The 15,427-nt window shown below is 69.6% G+C and carries 17 protein-coding genes, 1 tRNA gene and 2 pseudogenes; 12 read left to right on the top strand and 8 right to left on the bottom strand.

The genetic code is table 11. The features are described from left to right. Nucleotides 1-15: 15 nt before the first annotated feature. The gene (locus tag OG788_RS24315; RefSeq protein ID WP_406373389.1) at nucleotides 16-1,365 is read left to right on the top strand and encodes an FG-GAP and VCBS repeat-containing protein; all 1,350 of its coding nucleotides are present in this window, start codon (nucleotides 16-18) and stop codon (nucleotides 1,363-1,365) included. Between the two features lie 74 nt (nucleotides 1,366-1,439). After that, nucleotides 1,440-2,459, top strand: coding sequence for a Yip1 family protein (locus OG788_RS24310; RefSeq protein WP_351547752.1), 1,020 nt, complete (start codon nucleotides 1,440-1,442; stop codon nucleotides 2,457-2,459). 108 nt (nucleotides 2,460-2,567) lie between these two features. Here OG788_RS24310 and OG788_RS24305 read toward each other — a convergent pair whose 3' ends face one another. Then, on the bottom strand, nucleotides 2,568-2,795 hold the full coding sequence (locus OG788_RS24305) for a hypothetical protein (RefSeq protein ID WP_406373387.1): 228 nt from the start codon (nucleotides 2,793-2,795) through the stop codon (nucleotides 2,568-2,570). A 238-nt stretch (nucleotides 2,796-3,033) separates the two neighbouring features. On the opposite strand from OG788_RS24305, the gene OG788_RS24300 reads away from it, so the two are divergent. The 5 genes and pseudogenes from OG788_RS24300 (at nucleotide 3,034) to OG788_RS24280 (ending at nucleotide 4,941) form a co-directional block, all read left to right on the top strand. After that, nucleotides 3,034-3,315 (top strand): hypothetical protein, encoded by a 282-nt coding sequence (locus tag OG788_RS24300; protein WP_406373385.1) that lies wholly within the window; start codon nucleotides 3,034-3,036, stop codon nucleotides 3,313-3,315. Then, the gene (locus OG788_RS24295) at nucleotides 3,312-3,500 is read left to right on the top strand and encodes a hypothetical protein (protein WP_406373383.1); all 189 of its coding nucleotides are present in this window, start codon (nucleotides 3,312-3,314) and stop codon (nucleotides 3,498-3,500) included. Before OG788_RS24300 ends, OG788_RS24295 begins: the two co-directional genes overlap by 4 nt. Before the next feature lie 399 nt (nucleotides 3,501-3,899). Continuing rightward, a complete protein-coding gene (locus tag OG788_RS24290) occupies nucleotides 3,900-4,196 on the top strand; it encodes a hypothetical protein (protein ID WP_406373381.1) in 297 nt (98 codons plus the stop codon). A 208-nt stretch (nucleotides 4,197-4,404) separates the two neighbouring features. Continuing rightward, a pseudogene (locus tag OG788_RS24285) lies at nucleotides 4,405-4,594 on the top strand (IS5/IS1182 family transposase); the annotation flags it as partial. Between the two features lie 125 nt (nucleotides 4,595-4,719). Then, a complete protein-coding gene (locus OG788_RS24280; protein ID WP_406373379.1) occupies nucleotides 4,720-4,941 on the top strand; it encodes a hypothetical protein in 222 nt (73 codons plus the stop codon). A gap of 49 nt (nucleotides 4,942-4,990) precedes the next feature. On the opposite strand, the gene OG788_RS24275 is transcribed toward OG788_RS24280, so the two are convergent. The 4 genes from OG788_RS24275 to OG788_RS24260 form a co-directional block, all read right to left on the bottom strand. Further along, nucleotides 4,991-5,230: a hypothetical protein gene (locus tag OG788_RS24275; protein WP_406373377.1), complete on the bottom strand. Its 240-nt coding sequence runs from the start codon at nucleotides 5,228-5,230 to the stop codon at nucleotides 4,991-4,993. A gap of 151 nt (nucleotides 5,231-5,381) precedes the next feature. Then, nucleotides 5,382-5,891, bottom strand: coding sequence for a phosphoribosyltransferase (locus tag OG788_RS24270; protein ID WP_356465486.1), 510 nt, complete (start codon nucleotides 5,889-5,891; stop codon nucleotides 5,382-5,384). Between the two features lie 10 nt (nucleotides 5,892-5,901). Then, on the bottom strand, nucleotides 5,902-6,477 hold the full coding sequence (gene dcd, locus OG788_RS24265) for a dCTP deaminase (RefSeq protein WP_010985889.1): 576 nt from the start codon (nucleotides 6,475-6,477) through the stop codon (nucleotides 5,902-5,904). 151 nt (nucleotides 6,478-6,628) lie between these two features. Next, on the bottom strand, nucleotides 6,629-6,799 hold the full coding sequence (locus OG788_RS24260) for a hypothetical protein (protein WP_351552136.1): 171 nt from the start codon (nucleotides 6,797-6,799) through the stop codon (nucleotides 6,629-6,631). Nucleotides 6,800-7,068: 269 nt separating this feature from the next. On the opposite strand from OG788_RS24260, the gene OG788_RS24255 reads away from it, so the two are divergent. From OG788_RS24255 to OG788_RS24245, 3 genes and pseudogenes are all read left to right on the top strand, one after another. Then, nucleotides 7,069-7,142: transfer RNA gene (locus OG788_RS24255), tRNA-Gly, on the top strand. 243 nt (nucleotides 7,143-7,385) lie between these two features. Continuing rightward, entirely contained in the window at nucleotides 7,386-7,880 is a 495-nt protein-coding gene (locus OG788_RS24250; protein ID WP_406373375.1) for a hypothetical protein, read from the top strand. A gap of 62 nt (nucleotides 7,881-7,942) precedes the next feature. Continuing rightward, nucleotides 7,943-8,119, top strand: a pseudogene (locus tag OG788_RS24245) (ISAs1 family transposase); the annotation flags it as partial. 126 nt (nucleotides 8,120-8,245) lie between these two features. Here the strand turns inward: OG788_RS24245 and OG788_RS24240 are convergent. Together OG788_RS24240 and OG788_RS24235 are read right to left on the bottom strand one after the other, a co-directional pair. Next, complete coding sequence (locus OG788_RS24240) at nucleotides 8,246-9,610, bottom strand: FG-GAP-like repeat-containing protein (RefSeq protein ID WP_406373373.1); 1,365 nt, start codon at nucleotides 9,608-9,610, stop codon at nucleotides 8,246-8,248. Nucleotides 9,611-9,715: 105 nt separating this feature from the next. Continuing rightward, on the bottom strand, nucleotides 9,716-11,995 hold the full coding sequence (locus OG788_RS24235) for an Ig-like domain repeat protein (protein ID WP_406373372.1): 2,280 nt from the start codon (nucleotides 11,993-11,995) through the stop codon (nucleotides 9,716-9,718). Nucleotides 11,996-12,650: 655 nt separating this feature from the next. Here OG788_RS24235 and OG788_RS24230 point away from each other — a divergent pair. Next, nucleotides 12,651-13,451 carry a DUF4142 domain-containing protein gene (locus tag OG788_RS24230; protein WP_406373371.1) on the top strand — a complete coding sequence of 267 codons (801 nt, stop codon included), beginning with the start codon at nucleotides 12,651-12,653 and terminating at the stop codon, nucleotides 13,449-13,451. 195 nt (nucleotides 13,452-13,646) lie between these two features. Here OG788_RS24230 and OG788_RS24225 read toward each other — a convergent pair whose 3' ends face one another. Beyond that, nucleotides 13,647-14,279 (bottom strand): hypothetical protein, encoded by a 633-nt coding sequence (locus OG788_RS24225; RefSeq protein ID WP_406373369.1) that lies wholly within the window; start codon nucleotides 14,277-14,279, stop codon nucleotides 13,647-13,649. Between the two features lie 819 nt (nucleotides 14,280-15,098). Between OG788_RS24225 and OG788_RS24220 the strand changes: the two genes are divergently transcribed. Beyond that, nucleotides 15,099-15,302 carry a cold-shock protein gene (locus OG788_RS24220; protein WP_103550103.1) on the top strand — a complete coding sequence of 68 codons (204 nt, stop codon included), beginning with the start codon at nucleotides 15,099-15,101 and terminating at the stop codon, nucleotides 15,300-15,302. Nucleotides 15,303-15,427: the final 125 nt, after the last annotated feature.

Genomic DNA, 15,427 nt, shown 5'->3' with positions numbered 1-15,427 from the left:
GCAAAGGAACCTCGCATGCGCAAGCGCAGCTCGACGGTCCTCGCCGCCTCCCTCCTGGCGGCAGGCCTCACCCCCCTCGCTCTGGCCACCCCCGCGTCCTCGGCGGTCGCCAAGCAGTACGACGACTTCAACGGCGACGGCTACCGCGACGTCGCGTACATCGGTTACAACCGGGACGGCCACACCGGCGGCGCCGTCACCGTCGTCTACGGCCGCGCGGGCGGTCTCGACACCTCGCACACCCGGGTCATCGACCAGGACAGCGCCGGCATCCCGGGATCGGGCGAAGAGGACGACGCCTTCGGCGGCAGCATGACGAGCGCCGACCTCAACAAGGACGGTTACGCGGATCTCGTCGTCGGCAACTACACCGAGACCGTGGGCAGTGCCAAGTACCGCGGCATGGTCACGGTCGTGTGGGGCTCCCGCTCCGGCCTGTCCGGCGGCACCACCGTCACCCCGAAGGGCGACGCGAACAGCACGTACGCCTCCTTCGGCATGGACCTGGTCGCCGGTGACTTCAACGGAGACGGCTCGCCCGACCTCGCGGCGATCGGCGGCCAGGAGGCGTGGCTGTACCGGGGCCCGTTCTCCAAGTCCGGTTCCACGGGCACGGTCAGCAAGATCGACAAGACCGACCAGGGCTGGTACTCGCACGGACTCGCGGCGGGCAGGATCAACGGCGACGGCAAGACCGACCTGGTGATCCTCGGCTCGCAGCTCTACGGCGGTGACGAGCGCAGCCGGGTCTGGTTCCTCAAGGGCGCCTCCGGGGGTCTGACGTCGGGCACCTCCAAGACCCTCGACAGTTCCGCCACGACCGCGGCCGTCGGTGACTTCGACAAGGACGGCTACGCCGACATCGCCCTCGGCCAACCGTTCCGCGGCGACGGCAGGGGTGCGGTGACCGTCTGGCGCGGCGCGGCCTCCGGCCCGAGCGGGTCGACCCTGCTCACCCAGGCCACCTCGGGCGTCTCCGGTACGCCCGAGGCCGACGACGACTTCGGCATCACCCTCTCGGCCGCCGACGCCAACGGCGACGGCTACGCGGACCTCGCGGTCGGCGTCCCGTCCGAGGACGTGGACGGCGCCGAGGACGAGGGCGGCGTCCACCTGTTCCGCGGCGGCTCCGGCGGCCTGACCGGTACCCGCTCCTCATGGATCCCGCAGACGGTGACGGGAGCCGACGGCGCGTACGCGACCTTCGGCTACACGGTCCACCTGCGCGACCTGAACGGCGACGGCAAGGCGGACCTGGGCGTGGGCACGGCCTTCCGGGGGCTGGTCCTGCCCGGCACCTCCGGCAACCCGACGGCGACCGGCGCCGTCACGCTGCCCGCTTTCGACGGCCCCTTCCTCGACTGACGGCCCTTGCGTCCTGCCGGGCGACGGCCCTGCTCCGACGACCCGTAGGGGCGGACTCGCCTCTCCCGTAGGGGATGTCACAGCTCGGCCCCAATGCCGGGCCCGTTGCCCCGGGCCCGGCACGTCACTCTTCGGGACCAGGTACGTTCGATAACGTGGCTGGATTCAGGATCGGACGCGGCGGACGGGACAACCGTGCCCCGCAAGCGCGACCGCAACAACGACCGTCGTACGGACAGGCCCCGCAGGGACGTGGGCAGCAGCCCCCCCAGGGAGGCGGGCAGCAGCCGTACGGCTATCCGCCCGCGCCGTCGCAGCCGCAGTACGGAGGACAGCAGCCGTACGGCGGACAGCAGGGCGGCTGGCCCCAGAGCGGCGGGCACGGCGGCGGGCACGGCGAGCCGGAGTACTTCGGCGACGGTCACCCGCAGCAGGGCCCGGACCCGTACGCGGCGAACAGCCCCGGGCACACCCAGGCCTTCTCGATCGGCGAGGACCCGTACAACCAGGGCGAGACCTACCGCGCGGGCGCGGCGGCGGCTCCGCCGGTCGGCCCCCGGCTGCACTGGAAAGACCTGCTCAAGGGCATCGTGACCGCCCCGAACAGGACCTTCCTCCAGATGCGCGACTACACGATGTGGGCCCCGGCCCTGATCGTGACGTTCCTCTACGGCCTGCTGGCGGTCTTCGGCTTCGACGGCGCCCGCGAGGACGCCATCAGCGCGACCCTCTCGAACGCCGTCCCGATCGTCCTGACGACGGCCGTCGCCATCGTCATCAGCACGTTCGTCCTGGGCGTGGTCACCCACACCCTGGCCCGCCAGCTCGGCGGCGACGGCGCCTGGCAGCCCACGGTCGGCCTCTCCATGCTGATCATGTCCATCACGGACACCCCGCGTCTGCTCGTCGCCATGTTCTTCGGCGGCGACGCCCCCTTCGTCAAGATCCTCGGCTGGGCCACCTGGATCGGCGCGGGTGCCCTGCTGACCCTGATGGTCGGCAAGTCCCACGACCTCCCGTGGCCGAAGGCCCTGGCCGCGTCGGCCATTCAGCTGATCGCCATCCTGTCGATCATCAAGCTGGGCACGTTCTAGCGCGCTCCGCGCTCCGCGTTCACACCCGAGAGGGGCTCCCGGCACCGCGCCGGAAGCCCCTCTCGCGTTCTCCCCCGCAAGGTCCGCGGCGGATGGGCCACCGGCCCCTCACGACGCCGCCGGATACCGGTACTCACCGACCTCGGGATCCGGCGGACCCCCCATCCCCAAGTCCTTGCGCATGGCCTCGCGGAGATGAGCGTTCTCCCGCCAGAGGTCGGCCCGGACCCGGAAGTACGCGTCGCCCCTGATGTCAGGGTCTTCGATGAGCCCGTCTCTCATACACGGGAGCTCGTCACACGCCCGCACCGCCAAGTGAATGATCTCCGCCAACACCCGGCCGGCAGTACGCTCCGGGCGCGACCGACCCCCAGCGTTACGCAAGCACCACCACGGATCAGAGGGCTTCCCTGGACGGAGTCACCGGCTCTCCGGCCCTGCGTACCGGCGGCAGGGGGTGGGTACACCGCCTTCTCGTCCTGCAAGGGAGGGCCTAGCCGGAGCCGCGGCCGGCCGACAGCTTGCGGCGTGGGCCGAGCGGGAAGGGGTCGGCCCAATCCTTGAGCGGCTCCTATTGGACGCCCACGACACCGCAGTTGCGCAAGAGACGGCGCAGGCCTTGCTCGAACGGAGGGATCTGGTCGGTCTGCGCGCGGTGCCGGCGGCGCTGTCGCGGGCTGAGGAGTGGTGGACCGCCGACCGGCTCCACGGCGAGGTGTTCGGCTACCAGAGTTGGATGATTGCCGACGACCGGACGGACGAGTTCGTGGACCAGCTTGTGAGACTCGCCGCCGACCAGGACAAGGGAGTCCGTGACGAAGCCCTGCGGCTGTCACGGCCTGGGGAGCAGCCATGAGTAAGCGTCGGTACGTAGCCAGAGGCGTGCCGGGCGGCTACCGGATCTGGGACAACCGAGGGCGCCGATGGTGGGGCGATCTCTACGAGCTGTGTCCCGATCTTCTCCTGGTCGAGCTGAACGGCGCGGCCGAGAGCGAAAAGATCACGGCTCTGCTCAAGCAGTACCGAGCCCAGAAGCGGTAACGGCAGCACCGGGGCCTCTCCGAGAAAAGCCGCTTGGCAAGACCGCGTGCGGTGGCTGACACCAGCGGTTGACACCAACAAGCGCGAACAGCGGCGGTCGACGCCGGACCTCCGTGGACGATCGGCCGAGGCGTAGGACCGGTGGGCCGACGTCGACGGTCCCCGGTGATCGACCTGATCAGGATGAGCCAGAGGTCCAAGTCCCGCGGCCGGCCAGGGGAGTCAACTTGACGGACACGTCCCAGGCGGACTGAATGCGCGGGCAAGGGCGCCGAGCCGGCCGTTGACAGCCGAGTTTCGTAGGCAAACCGTTGTCGGCGCGTCGTTGCCCGGTGGGCCCGTCACCCGCATCCTGACGGTTCAGCACGATCACGATGAAGAGAATGAGGGTTCCCGCGCATGCAGCAGATCCCCGACCTCGGAAAGAACTCGCTCGGCAAGCCGGATCCGTGGGCCAGGGTCCGAGGGCTCGCCTGGTGGCAGTTGGTCCTCTCGATCGTGCCGATCCTCCTGCTGTCTGTCGGCGGGGCGATAGGCGGGGCCATCGGGGCGGCGGGCCTCTTCGCGAACCTCTCCCTCGCCCGCAAGCCGTTCGGGACGCCGGTCAAGCTCCTGGCGATGCTGGGCGTGGTACTCGCCTCTTATCTGGGGTACCTCCTCGTCGTGGGTCTCGCCTACAACCTGCTCAAGGGCTGACCCCCTCCGGCCGGGAATCTGATCTCGGCGGCCTGGGCGACGGGCCCGGGGTAACTCGCCCCGTCCCGTGTCCTTCGGATCAAGGCCCGGGGCGTCCGGCCCTGATCCGCCGGACCGCCCGCGTCCGACTTGTGGCACAGCCCCAGGGCGTGGCCCAGTTCGTGTGCCGCGGTCTGCCGACGTTTCCGCCAACGGCGAGGCCGTCACGGGCCGCCCACCCGGCTTCGACCGCGAGGCCTACAAGCAACGGAACACCGTCGAACGCTGCCCCAACGGCCTCAAGCAGTGGCAGGGCCTGGCCACACGAACCGACAAACTCGCCATCGCCTATCAGGCCGCGCTCCCACCTCGCCAGCATCCTCATCTGGACCCGACCTGACCAAAGAGACAGAACCTAAGAGTGGTCCCAGAGCTCCCGTGATCGACCTGCCAAAAGATGAGGCCAGACCTCAAAATTCGCGATGTAACCTTCGGCCGGAGGGGAAGTTCGAAGGCGGGGGATTCAGTGCGGAGAGCGGTAATCGTGTCTAAGGCCGTGCTCACGGTGATAGGCACCTGGCTTGCCCTCGTGCTGGCGATCGCCCTTCCAGCCCTGCTTCCGGAGCGGTGGGAGTACTACATGATCTCCCCTGCCAGCGTGGGCCTGTGGATGCTTTCCATGCTCGTAGGCCCCGTCGCAGTCTGCTGGAAACTGCGCTCCTGGATACGGACGGTCCCCGGTGATCCGCAGCGGCTGGACAGGTGACCGGCTACTCCCACAGGCCCTGTGCCGTGCCACTCTCGTGCCAGGGTCCTCAGGGCGCTGCATCCCTCGCGGCCAGCCGCCGGCCGATCTCCTTCAGCTCCACCCGGGCTGCCGGCGTACCCGCAGGCGTCTCCCAGAACGGATGCGCCGCGATACGCCGAGACAACGCAAGCAAGTGCCGACGGTGCACAGCGGCGCCCGTGTGCTGCACCGACACGAGGCGTTCGTAGGTCACGTACCAAGCCGTCTGCGCAGCCAAAAGATCATCTGGGATGCGGTGCCTGTCCATACCCGTAATTAGATCGCACGTTCGATTTTCTGCTCAAGTCGACTCCCGCGGTCATCCATGCTCGATGCCGACCGCTACACAACAGGGCCCCCGGCTCACACCGAGGGCCCTGATCTTCGTCAGCGGGAAGCTGCTACACCGTGTCCGCAGCTCAGAGGGCTTCCGTGTTCTCCTTGGCCGCCTCGCCAGACTTATGCACTGGAGGCAAAACACTCCACGGGAAGTTGATCCACTCGTCGGTTCGCTTCCACACGTACTCGCACTTCACCAGCGACTGGGTCTTCTCGTAGATCACGGCGCTGCGGACCTCGGCGACGGCGTCGACGCAGAAGTCGTGCACGAGCTTGAGCGTCTTGCCCGTGTCGGCGACGTCGTCGGTGATCAGGACCTTCTTGTCGGAGAAGTCGATCGCGTTGGGGACCGGAGCGAGCATCACCGGCATCTCCAGCGTCGTCCCCACCCCGGTGTAGAACTCCACATTCACGAGGTGGATGTTCTTGCAGTCGAGGGCATAGGCGAGCCCGCCCGCGACGAAGACGCCGCCACGGGCGATGGAGAGCACGATGTCGGGCTCGTACCCGTCGTCGGCGATGGTCTGGGCGAGTTCGCGTACGGCGACGCCGAACCCTTCGTAGCTGAGGTTCTCGCGCACGGAAGACAGGCTCCTCGCCTCAGACCTGGGTGCGGTGGAAGTTCAGGAAGGACCGCGAGGCGGTCGGACCGCGCTGGCCCTGGTAGCGGGAGCCGTACCGGTCGCTCCCGTACGGGAACTCCGCCGGCGAGCTGAGCCGGAACATGCACAGCTGGCCGATCTTCATCCCCGGCCACAGCTTGATGGGCAGCGTCGCGAGGTTGGACAGCTCAAGGGTGACGTGCCCGGAGAACCCGGGGTCGATGAACCCGGCGGTGGAGTGGGTGACCAGCCCCAGCCGTCCCAGCGAGCTCTTGCCCTCCAGCCGCGACGCGAGGTCGTCGGGGAGCGAGATGACCTCGTACGTACTGGCGAGGACGAACTCTCCGGGGTGGAGGATGAACGGCTCGTCACCCTCGGGCTCGACGAGCCGCGTCAGGTCCGCCTGCTCGACCGAGGGGTCGATGTGGGGGTAGCGGTGATTCTCGAACACCCGGAAGTAGCGGTCGAGCCGCACGTCGATGCTCGACGGCTGCACCATGGATTCGTCGTAGGGATCGATCCGGACCCGCCCGGCGTCGATCTCGGCCCGGATGTCCTTGTCTGAGAGAAGCACGCCCTGAGGATACGCAAGGCGCGCGGAGCCACCACAATCGTGGCGGCACCGCGCGCCCGTACTACTCCGTCACTGCCACTGCGCCACTCCTGTGGCGCCCCTGTCTCTCCACTACTGATCCGGCGCCCCAGCTGCTGCGCCTACTGCTCCGTCACTGCTTCTCCATGGCGACCGCCACCGGAACCGGCACCACACTGCGGAGCCGGGCACAGCGTGGACACCGGAGCAGCCGGCCGGGGCCGAGCCGCTCGGCCTGCTGCATCGGGAACGAAGCGGTGCTGAACACGTGCCCCTCGGCACAACGGACGACGGTGCGCTCCATCAAGTCCCAGAGTCCCTTCCCCAAGAGCCGCGTCAGGCTGATGCCCTGACGACGAAAGCCACATTACGGGATGAAAGGGACGGCTCTCCAGGCGGCACTCCGATCCCGTCCGGACCCTCTTCAAGGCCACCACCGTACGCCCCAACTCCGGCCGCCCGCAGCCGCATCCACCCTCCGAAACGCACGCCGGCCCCGCGGCTTCGACGCCGGGGGCCGGGCATGAGGTAGAGTGAGCGAGCATTCGGCACCGGCTCGAACCGGCGTCTTACGCGGGTGTAGTTTAGTGGTAGAACATCAGCTTCCCAAGCTGAGAGTGCGAGTTCGATTCTCGTCACCCGCTCCATGTGAAACCCCCAGGTCGACGACCCGGGGGTTCTTTGTTGTCCAAACCAATGAGCGGGGCGCGCACCATATCGAAGCCGGCCTTCGCGGCCGCGAGGATCTTGCCGCATCAGGGCCGGAGGGGGTGAGAGTGAACTCTTGGGGTGCTCGGGCCGCATCGATTGCGGTGCCACTCGGGCTTGGCTTGTTGCTTGGTCTGTCAGGGCCTACCGCTGAGCATGGGGGCGGCCGTCCAGGTGCGGCCGTGGGCGCCGTTTTCACCGGTGGGTGGCCCTGGGCCTGTTACGCGTTTCTGGTGGGTTATTTCCGCCGGTCCAAAATCGAATCGGTCGTTCTCGCGCCTCTGGGGCTGGCCATCGGTGTCGTGACCTACTACCTGACCAAGGGACACCTGGCCTCCCTGGGTGGACTGGATTCCTCAGGTGCGGGATCATCCGGAATCGCCCTCTGGGGTGTGCTGGCATTCTTCTTCGGAGCACCCCTTGGGCTCCTGGGGAACGTCGCACAGGTGCCGGGCATCGGCGGCCTGTTCTTCCGGCTGCTTGTTCCCCTGGTGGCCTTCTACGAGACTTCCATGCGTCTGCAGACGGAGTCGCGCGGGCCGAGTCAGGTTGTTCTGGGTACCTGGACCACCGTTCGGTTCACGGCAGTTGCCGTTGCGGTCGCTCTGGTGGGCCACACGGTCTGGGGTTGGTGGAGGTCTCGCCGTATTCGTTCCGCCGGGGTGGACGTTGGCTAGTGTCGCGTGATCCTGTTCATGCCGTTTCGTGCCGTTTCGTGCCGGCGAGCCGCGCCCGAGGAGGTCTCATCGAACGCGAACAGCGCCGCGCCCACCGACAGGCCCTCGACAGCGATCACCCCACGCCGAAGCGGCGTGCGTACGCGGTGGACGGCAAGTGCCTGCGCGGGGCCCACCGGCCTGACGGCAGCCGCGTCTTCGTGCTGTCCGCCGCCCGGCACGGCGACGGCATCACCCTTCTTCGAACCCCTACCTGCGCCCCAGCGCCCGGCACGCACGCTCGCCGCACGCACCGACCGCTGCTGCCCCCGCGCTCCGCGCGAACGACGGGGGTTCGCAGACAGGCTCCTATTCGTCCAGGGAAGTCATTCCAAGAAGCTGTCGATGGGCGCCGCGTCGTATTCCGTCGCGCCCGCCGTGGTGATGCCGCCGGCTGAGCCGGGCAGCCGCAGAGAGCCGACGGCGCTCACATACAGGTCGGCCGTTCCGTCATCGTCCGTGTCGCGCAGCCGTACCAGGCCACCGAACTGATCGTCGGCCGTCAACGCGCCTGGCACGCCGGGGGTGTTGCGGGCGAACCACTGCGAACCGGTACCGGACAGGCCGCTCGCCCGCCCCTTGAGGACGTGCACGCCGCCCGCGTACTCCTGGCCGTCGATCTCCTCGCCCCGCACGCCGACCGCGAGATCCGCGTAGCCGTCGCCGTTGACGTCGCCCGCCGAGACGGAATCGCCGAACTCGTCGTAGTTCTCCGGGGTTCCGGCGACGCCGCTGGTCGACTGGGTGAAGCGGGTGCTTCGGGACGGGCCGGTGGACGAGCCGTACCAGACGCTGACACGGCCCTTGTGCGTGGAGTAGAGGGATGTGCCGACGGCGATGTCGCCGTAGCCGTCCTTGTCGAAGTCGGCGATGACACCGTCGCCGCCGCGCTCGGAGCTGCCGCCGTTGCCGGACTGGGACTCCAGGCGGAGGCTGTTGCCCGGGGTGAGCGAGCTCGCGCCGCCCTTGATGAACCAGACGTCGGACGCGATGTATTCGGGGCTGACCACGTCACCGATGATCGCGAGGTCGGTCTTGCTGTCGCCGTTGACCTTGCCGGAGATGAGGGCCGAGGCGTAGAAGGACGTCGTCTTGTCGAGCTTGGTCACGGTGCCGGTGGTGCCGGAGCGCTTGAACGGGCCGCGGTATACGTAGGTCATGGAATCGTTGATGACGGCCAGGTCCTGCTTGCCGTCCCCGTTGAAGTCGCCGGTCGCCAGATCCTTGCCCATGTAGTTGTTGCGGCCCGGGTTCTTGTTCGGGAGAGTCGTGCCCTCGGACAGGCCGGAGGCGGAGCCCCAGAGAACCGTCACGGCGCCCTGGTCGGCGCCTTGGGAGCCGTTTTCGCCGGTCGCCGCCACCGCGAGGTCGCCGTATCCGTCGCCGTCGAAGTCCGCGGCGGCCCGTACCTCGCCGAACATGTCGTCGGCCTCGTCGGCGCCGGGCACGCCGGGGCTCGCCTGGGTGATGCGCTGATGTGTGGAGCCGGGCCCGGTGGCGGTCCCGAAGACCACGGTGACGCCGCCGCCCCCTCCGGCGCTGAAGCTCGAGTACGCGTAGTCGCGGTAGCCGTCGCCGTTGAAGTCATCGCCGTGCTTCGCGGGCGCGGCGCTCGCTGCGGCGGGCAGCGTGAGGGGGATGAGGCCCGCTACCAGGAAGGTGGCGAGCGTGGCCGTTGTACGAATGGGCATGGGTGCTGGGGTTCCTTGTGAGTCGCGGAGGCGGTGGGCTCGGTCGGGGATCCGGCAAAGCCGCGGCGGCTCGGTGCTTCTCCGCCGACGGCCCGGGGCCGCTGGTCAGTTGGTGAAGTAGAGGTACTTCCAGGAGCTGTAGGTGGTGGAGTTGACGTTGTCGCCGGAGGAGTCGTTGACGTAGGCCGACCGGACCCGGACGCGGAGGCCCGCCTCGTCGGAGGCGCCGAGGTCGATGACGCTCTTGCCGTCGGTCCCCAGTGCGAAGAACTCCTCGTAACCGCGGTGCCACTGGCCCTGGACGTAGACGTCGATGTCCAGCCGGTGGTGGCGGCCCGCGTAGTAGCTCATCGTGGTGGTGAACAGCGGGCCGGTGTTCTTGCGGTACCAGTAGTACGTCGAGGAGTTCGCGCTGACCTTGCCCGTCTTGTAGTACTTCGCCAGAGAGGTGGAGACACTCACGTTGGCGTACACGGTGACCTTGACCGACTTCGGGGCGGTGCGGGCGTCACCGGCGAAGACCGCGGTGACGGTGGTGTCCCGCTTCATGTCCACCACGGCGGAGACGTTTCCGCTGGAGTTGACGGTCGCCTTCTTCACCAGGACGTTGGGCTTGTCCGAGCCGTAGGGGTTGGCCCAGATCTCCACCGTGCGGTTCTTGTAGGTGGTGCCCAGGTGCGCGGTGAAGGTGACGTCCTTGCCGTACGAGTACACCGTGCCGTTGTTGTTCAGGCTGAGCGTGGCGGCGGTCCGGGAGACGGCCACCGTGTCGGAGCCCGAAGCCGCGGCACGGGTCGCGTCGCCCGCGTAGGAGACGGCGTACTTCACGTCCCCGCCGGCCGGCGGGGTGTCGGTGAAGGAGAAGGTTCCGTCCGCCTTGGTCTTCACCGAGGCCAGCGCCTTGCCGGAGGGCGACTCCAGGTCCGTGCGCCTGACGGTGAGCTCGGTGCCGGCCGGCAGTGCCTCGGCGTTGGCGGCCTTGCCGGTGACGGTCAGCGACTTGGCACGGGTGGCCGTGGCGGGCGCGCTCACCGTCACCGTGGTGGCGCTGCGGGCGACGGCCACGGTCCGCGTGGCGGACGCCGGAGCGTGCCCGGCGTCGCCCGCGTAGGAGACGGAGTACTTCGCGTCGCCCTCGACCGGCGGGGTGTCGGTGAAGGAGAACGTCCCGTCCTCGGCGGTCGTCACCGGGGCCAGCGCCTTGCCCGACGGCGACTGCGCATCGGTGCGGGTGACGGTCAGCGACGTCCCGGCCGGCAGCGCATCGCCACCGCTGACCTTCCCGGTGACGGTCAGCGACTTGCCGGGAACGACCGAGGAAGGCGCGCTCACCGTCACGGTGGTGGTGGCCTTGGTCGGCGCGTTCAGCGTGTTGAGGCGGTACGTACTGCCGTTCTCGGTGACCGCGAAGAGGTGGTTGCCGTCCGGCTCCCAGGCCAGGCCGTCCGGAACCAGGGTGCCGGTGCCGGTGTCGGCGAAGTCGTACTTCCGGACCGGCTGGGTGGTACCGGGCTCGAAGATGTAGACGTCCGGCTCGTAGTAGCCGTCGATGCCCGCGGCGACGGTGCCGTCCGCGGCGATGTCGACGGCGTTCGGGTAGGCGTCGGTCGGGTAGCTGCCGACCTTCTTCAGGTCGGAGGTGGACAGCACCTGGTGCTCGTAGGGCGAGCCGCTTGCCGTGACGAGCTGGTGGCCGTCGGGGGTCACCGCGAGGTCTCGCAGGTTGCTGCCGGCCTGGTCCTGGGCCATGAGTCGGGGAGCGTTCGGGCCGGAGACGTCATAGGTCGCCACGGCGGAGGGGCTGAGGCCCGGCACGCCCGCGGCCAGCACACCGGGCGCGGCCGGGTTGGACGCCAGTCGGGGCGCGTAGTACCAGCGGCTGCGGCTGTCCTGGGCCACGGCGAGAACAGGATCCGAGCCCGAGAGGTCGAGGGAGCCGATGTTCCCCTCCGTCGCCGTGCCGTAGCCGAACCACAGCTTCCCGCCGGCGCGGGCGAGGGTCGTCGGGGCGTCGGCGGTGCCGGTCGAGTAGCGCGCGGACTCGGTGAGGCCGGCCGTGTCGATGGCCGCGATCTCGTCGCTGCCGGGGACGGCCACGTACAGCGTCTGCGAGTCGGCCGAGAGTTCCAGGCCGTTGGCCTCCGGCAGGGAGCCGAGCGTCCCGACGACGTTGCCGCTGTAGTCGGTGGCCACGACCTTGCCGCCGGTCGGGTCGCTCACGAAGACGCGCTGGTGCGCGCTGTCCACGACGACGTCGGCGACGGAGGCGACGGGCAGGACGGCGTGGCCGTCGGCGTGGGCGGCCGTGGACCCGAGGCCCGTCAGCGCCGCGGAACTGAAGAGGACGGCGAGTGCCGTCGCGGTGGAGATTCTGCGGTTGCGCAAGGTGGTTCAAACCCCCGTGAGCCGTGGGAGGCCGCGCGTCACCGGAGGTGGGAAGGCACCGGGCGCGGCATGTTTCGGATGCCTATGACACGGGTGTGACAACGGAGCCTCCGGAATGGTTGTGCGCAGGAAGAGGAGATTCCGGGGGTGGGAGGAGCCCTGGGCCGACCGGCGGCCCGGGGCGCCTCCCACCTCGATGTCCGTGCCTCTCGGGCCCAGTTGGTGAGGTTCACACGGCCGGCATCATGCGCGCCCAACGCGTTGTGTCGCAGGGGAGGCTGACCGGCCACGGCAGCTTCGGGCCGCACCACCGGCGCACCGGATCGAGCGGGGAGCACCGGAGGTCTGCCGGGAGGGCCCATGGACTCTCCCGGCACCTCGCGGAGCTACCGGAGGCGCAGCGCATGATCCGGCTCTCGTCGCGGCTGCGTCCGTCCGGCCCTGGTGCGCGGGGCCGTTCGGCCCTATCCGGCCCGGCCGGCGCAATGATCTTCTGGCGCCGTGGCCGGGTGCCCCGCCTCCGTACAACTCCCGTTCCCCCGTACGGGAAAGGGGCCGGAGCACTCGGCACGCGCCATGAACGGCTCCGGCCGGTGCGGGCGAGGACCGGCCCGTGCGGGTTTCCGGCGACCGGTCGGTCCTCAGGGAGGCTCAGTTGCGGCGTGGCATCGGCACGATCTTCATGGTGTTGGCGATCGTCGGCACGATCGGCTCACTCGCCTACCCGGTGTTCTACTCGTACCCTCACCGCTTCGACGCCGCGAAGGCCGACGCGCCCGCCCCCGCCGACACGGTGATCACACGCTGGGGACCGCTGACCGCCGCCGACCGGGACCTCTTGGTGCGGGTGCGCCTCGCCGGACTGTGGGAGATACCCGCGGGCCGACAGGCGATCGAGCGTGCCCCCACGCAGGCGGTCAAGGAGGCCGGCGATCATCTGGTGGTCGGCCACACCGACCTCGACAAGCGCGTCCGCGGCATCGCGGCCGACCTGGGTGTCGTCCTGCCGGACCAGCCGAACGCGCAGCAGCGGGGCTGGCTCGATGAACTGTCGCGGGCCCAGGGCAAGGACTACGAGCGGAAGTTCGCGAATCTGCTGCGCTCCGCGCACGGGAAGGTCTTCCAGCTGGTCGCGCAGGTGCGCAGCACGACCCGCAACTCGCTGGTGCGGCAGCTGGCCTCGGACGCGGACCGGACCGTGCTCGACCACATCACGGTGCTGGAGAAGACCGGAGAGGTCGACTTCGACGCGATCGCGAACGAGGCGGCGGCCGTGCCGGCCGCGAGCCCGACCGGGCCCCCGCCGCCGTCGCCGGGAGTGCCGGCGGCCTCGGCGCCGCCCGTGCGGCCGACCGGCGACATCGATCCGACGTCGCGTCCCTCGACGCTGCCCGCCGACGGCTCGGTCCCCACGGACCGGCCGGCACCCTCGGATCCGGACGACGTGCAGCGGTGACCGGCCGGTCTGTGCGGTGTCCGACCGGTCTGCGCGGTGACCGGTCGGTCTCCCATGCCCCCGTGTCCGCTGCCGGCTGCTCACGCCGCAGGGGTACGGCCACACCGCGCTGGACAATCCCAACGCCTGCGTCGGCCCGGACGGCCACGGACTCCGCGGCTCCCGGGCGCCTGTGGCCGAGGCCGCGCGGGCGACTCAGTGCGCGACCGAGCAGTTCTTCCAGGCAGCGGCCAGGGCGTCGGGAATCGCCGGGATGTCTCCGCAGCCGTGGGGCCCGGCGGGGAAGCCGTCGCTCCCGACATGGACCCAGCCGCCGCCGGAGTCGAGGAAGTACTTGGTGGCACTGCCCTCGTCCTGCATGCCCACGAGTTCCTCGTACGTCGCACCGTCGAAGGGCTGGAAGCGGGTGGCGGCGTAACGGACGGTGCCGCACTGGCCGTAGAAGAAGCCGTGCGGCACCGGCTCGATGTGCGCGAAGTGGACGGTCTGCCGGTACGCACGGGTCACGGCGGCCTTCACCTCGCCGTTCGCGGCCAGGTTGCGGCAGCCGGGGACGGCCGTGGGGGCGTGGCTGGTCACGGCGGGAGCAGCCACCGTGGCCCGGACCGGAGTGGCGGAGACATGCGACGGTGTGGGCGTGCCGGGGGAACTCGACGAGGGTGTCGTGGCCGGGGCCGGGCCGTCCGCCCGTACGACCGCCGAAACGGAGGCGTCCGGAGCGGAGGCGGCGGCGCCCGCGGCGGAACCGCCCGACGCGTCCTGGCACCCCGTCAACAACATGATCCCGCCTGCCAGCGCCATCACCGACGTACGTCTGAGACCGGGCATGACCCATCCTTTTCTCGACCGACGAAGTCACGGTCACGCCCCGCGTGACCACGGCTTACGGCCACCGTGCACCCGGCCGTGAGCTCTGCCCCACAGGACAGCACGGGAAGGGCCGCCAGTTGCAAAGAGAGGCATGCAGCACGGTCTCGATTCGGCATACGTGCCGTGCCGGCTCCGCCCCGCCGATGACCACCACGACCGCCGCGCGACGCGGGGCCGGGTCGGGGCCGGGTCTCGGGTCGGGGCCAGGGCCAGGGCCCGAGGTCCGGGTCCGGGTCTCGGGCCAGGGCCAGGGCCCGGACCGGAGGCCAGGGCCCGGACCGGAGGCCGCGGACCGGACCGGAGGCCGCGGACCGCTCCGGGGCGCGGACCGCTCCGGGGCCGGCCGAGGCCCGGGGTGGGCCCAGGGCGGTCCGGCCGGCGGGTCTCGCCAGGAGCGGCGGGGCCGGGCCTCGGCACCCGCGCCGACGCGGATTCGATTTTCGTCACATTTTCCGAACTGCGCCGCTGATCCCGGACAGAAACGCTGCGACCCGGGCGAGCCAATATCTGTGGCGGCGAAGTAAGAAATCGACGCCAGGCGCGATGAGGATTTCTTGATCGACAGGCGGAGTGAGATTTCCGGCCACGCACAATCGATCGTGCCGTGCTACTGTCGATAGCAGTTGCAGTTGTGGTTCCCAAAAACTTGTGAGCATCCACCCTGTTCTTGCAGGGTGGTGTTCTTTTGTATCCGGTCATTTCCGGCGGGGCAATCATCACGGCGACGCGGAGTCCGCACAGTGCGGATCCCGAGCACCGTCCCGAAGGAGAATTGACATGGCTACAGGCACCGTGAAGTGGTTCAACGCGGAAAAGGGCTTCGGCTTCATCGAGCAGGACGGCGGCGGCGCCGACGTCTTCGCCCACTACTCGAACATCGCCAGCTCCGGCTTCCGTGAGCTCCAGGAAGGCCAGAAGGTCTCCTTCGACATCGCGCAGGGCCAGAAGGGCCCGACGGCGGAGAACATCGTTTCCGCCTGACGCTGATACGCACGGCGCAGCTGGGGCCCGCACCTTGGGGTGCGGGCCCCGGCTCGCCGCGTTTTCGGCGCACGGCGCAGACGTCCCGGCAGTCCGCGGTGAGTTCGACCCGCGACCGCGCTTCC

It is taken from the genome of Streptomyces sp. NBC_00647 (genome assembly GCF_045207245.1).
Classification (GTDB): Bacteria; Actinomycetota; Actinomycetes; order Streptomycetales; family Streptomycetaceae; genus Streptomyces.
Note: the sequence above shows the minus strand (reverse complement) of the source record. Positions and strands in the feature narration are given on the sequence as shown.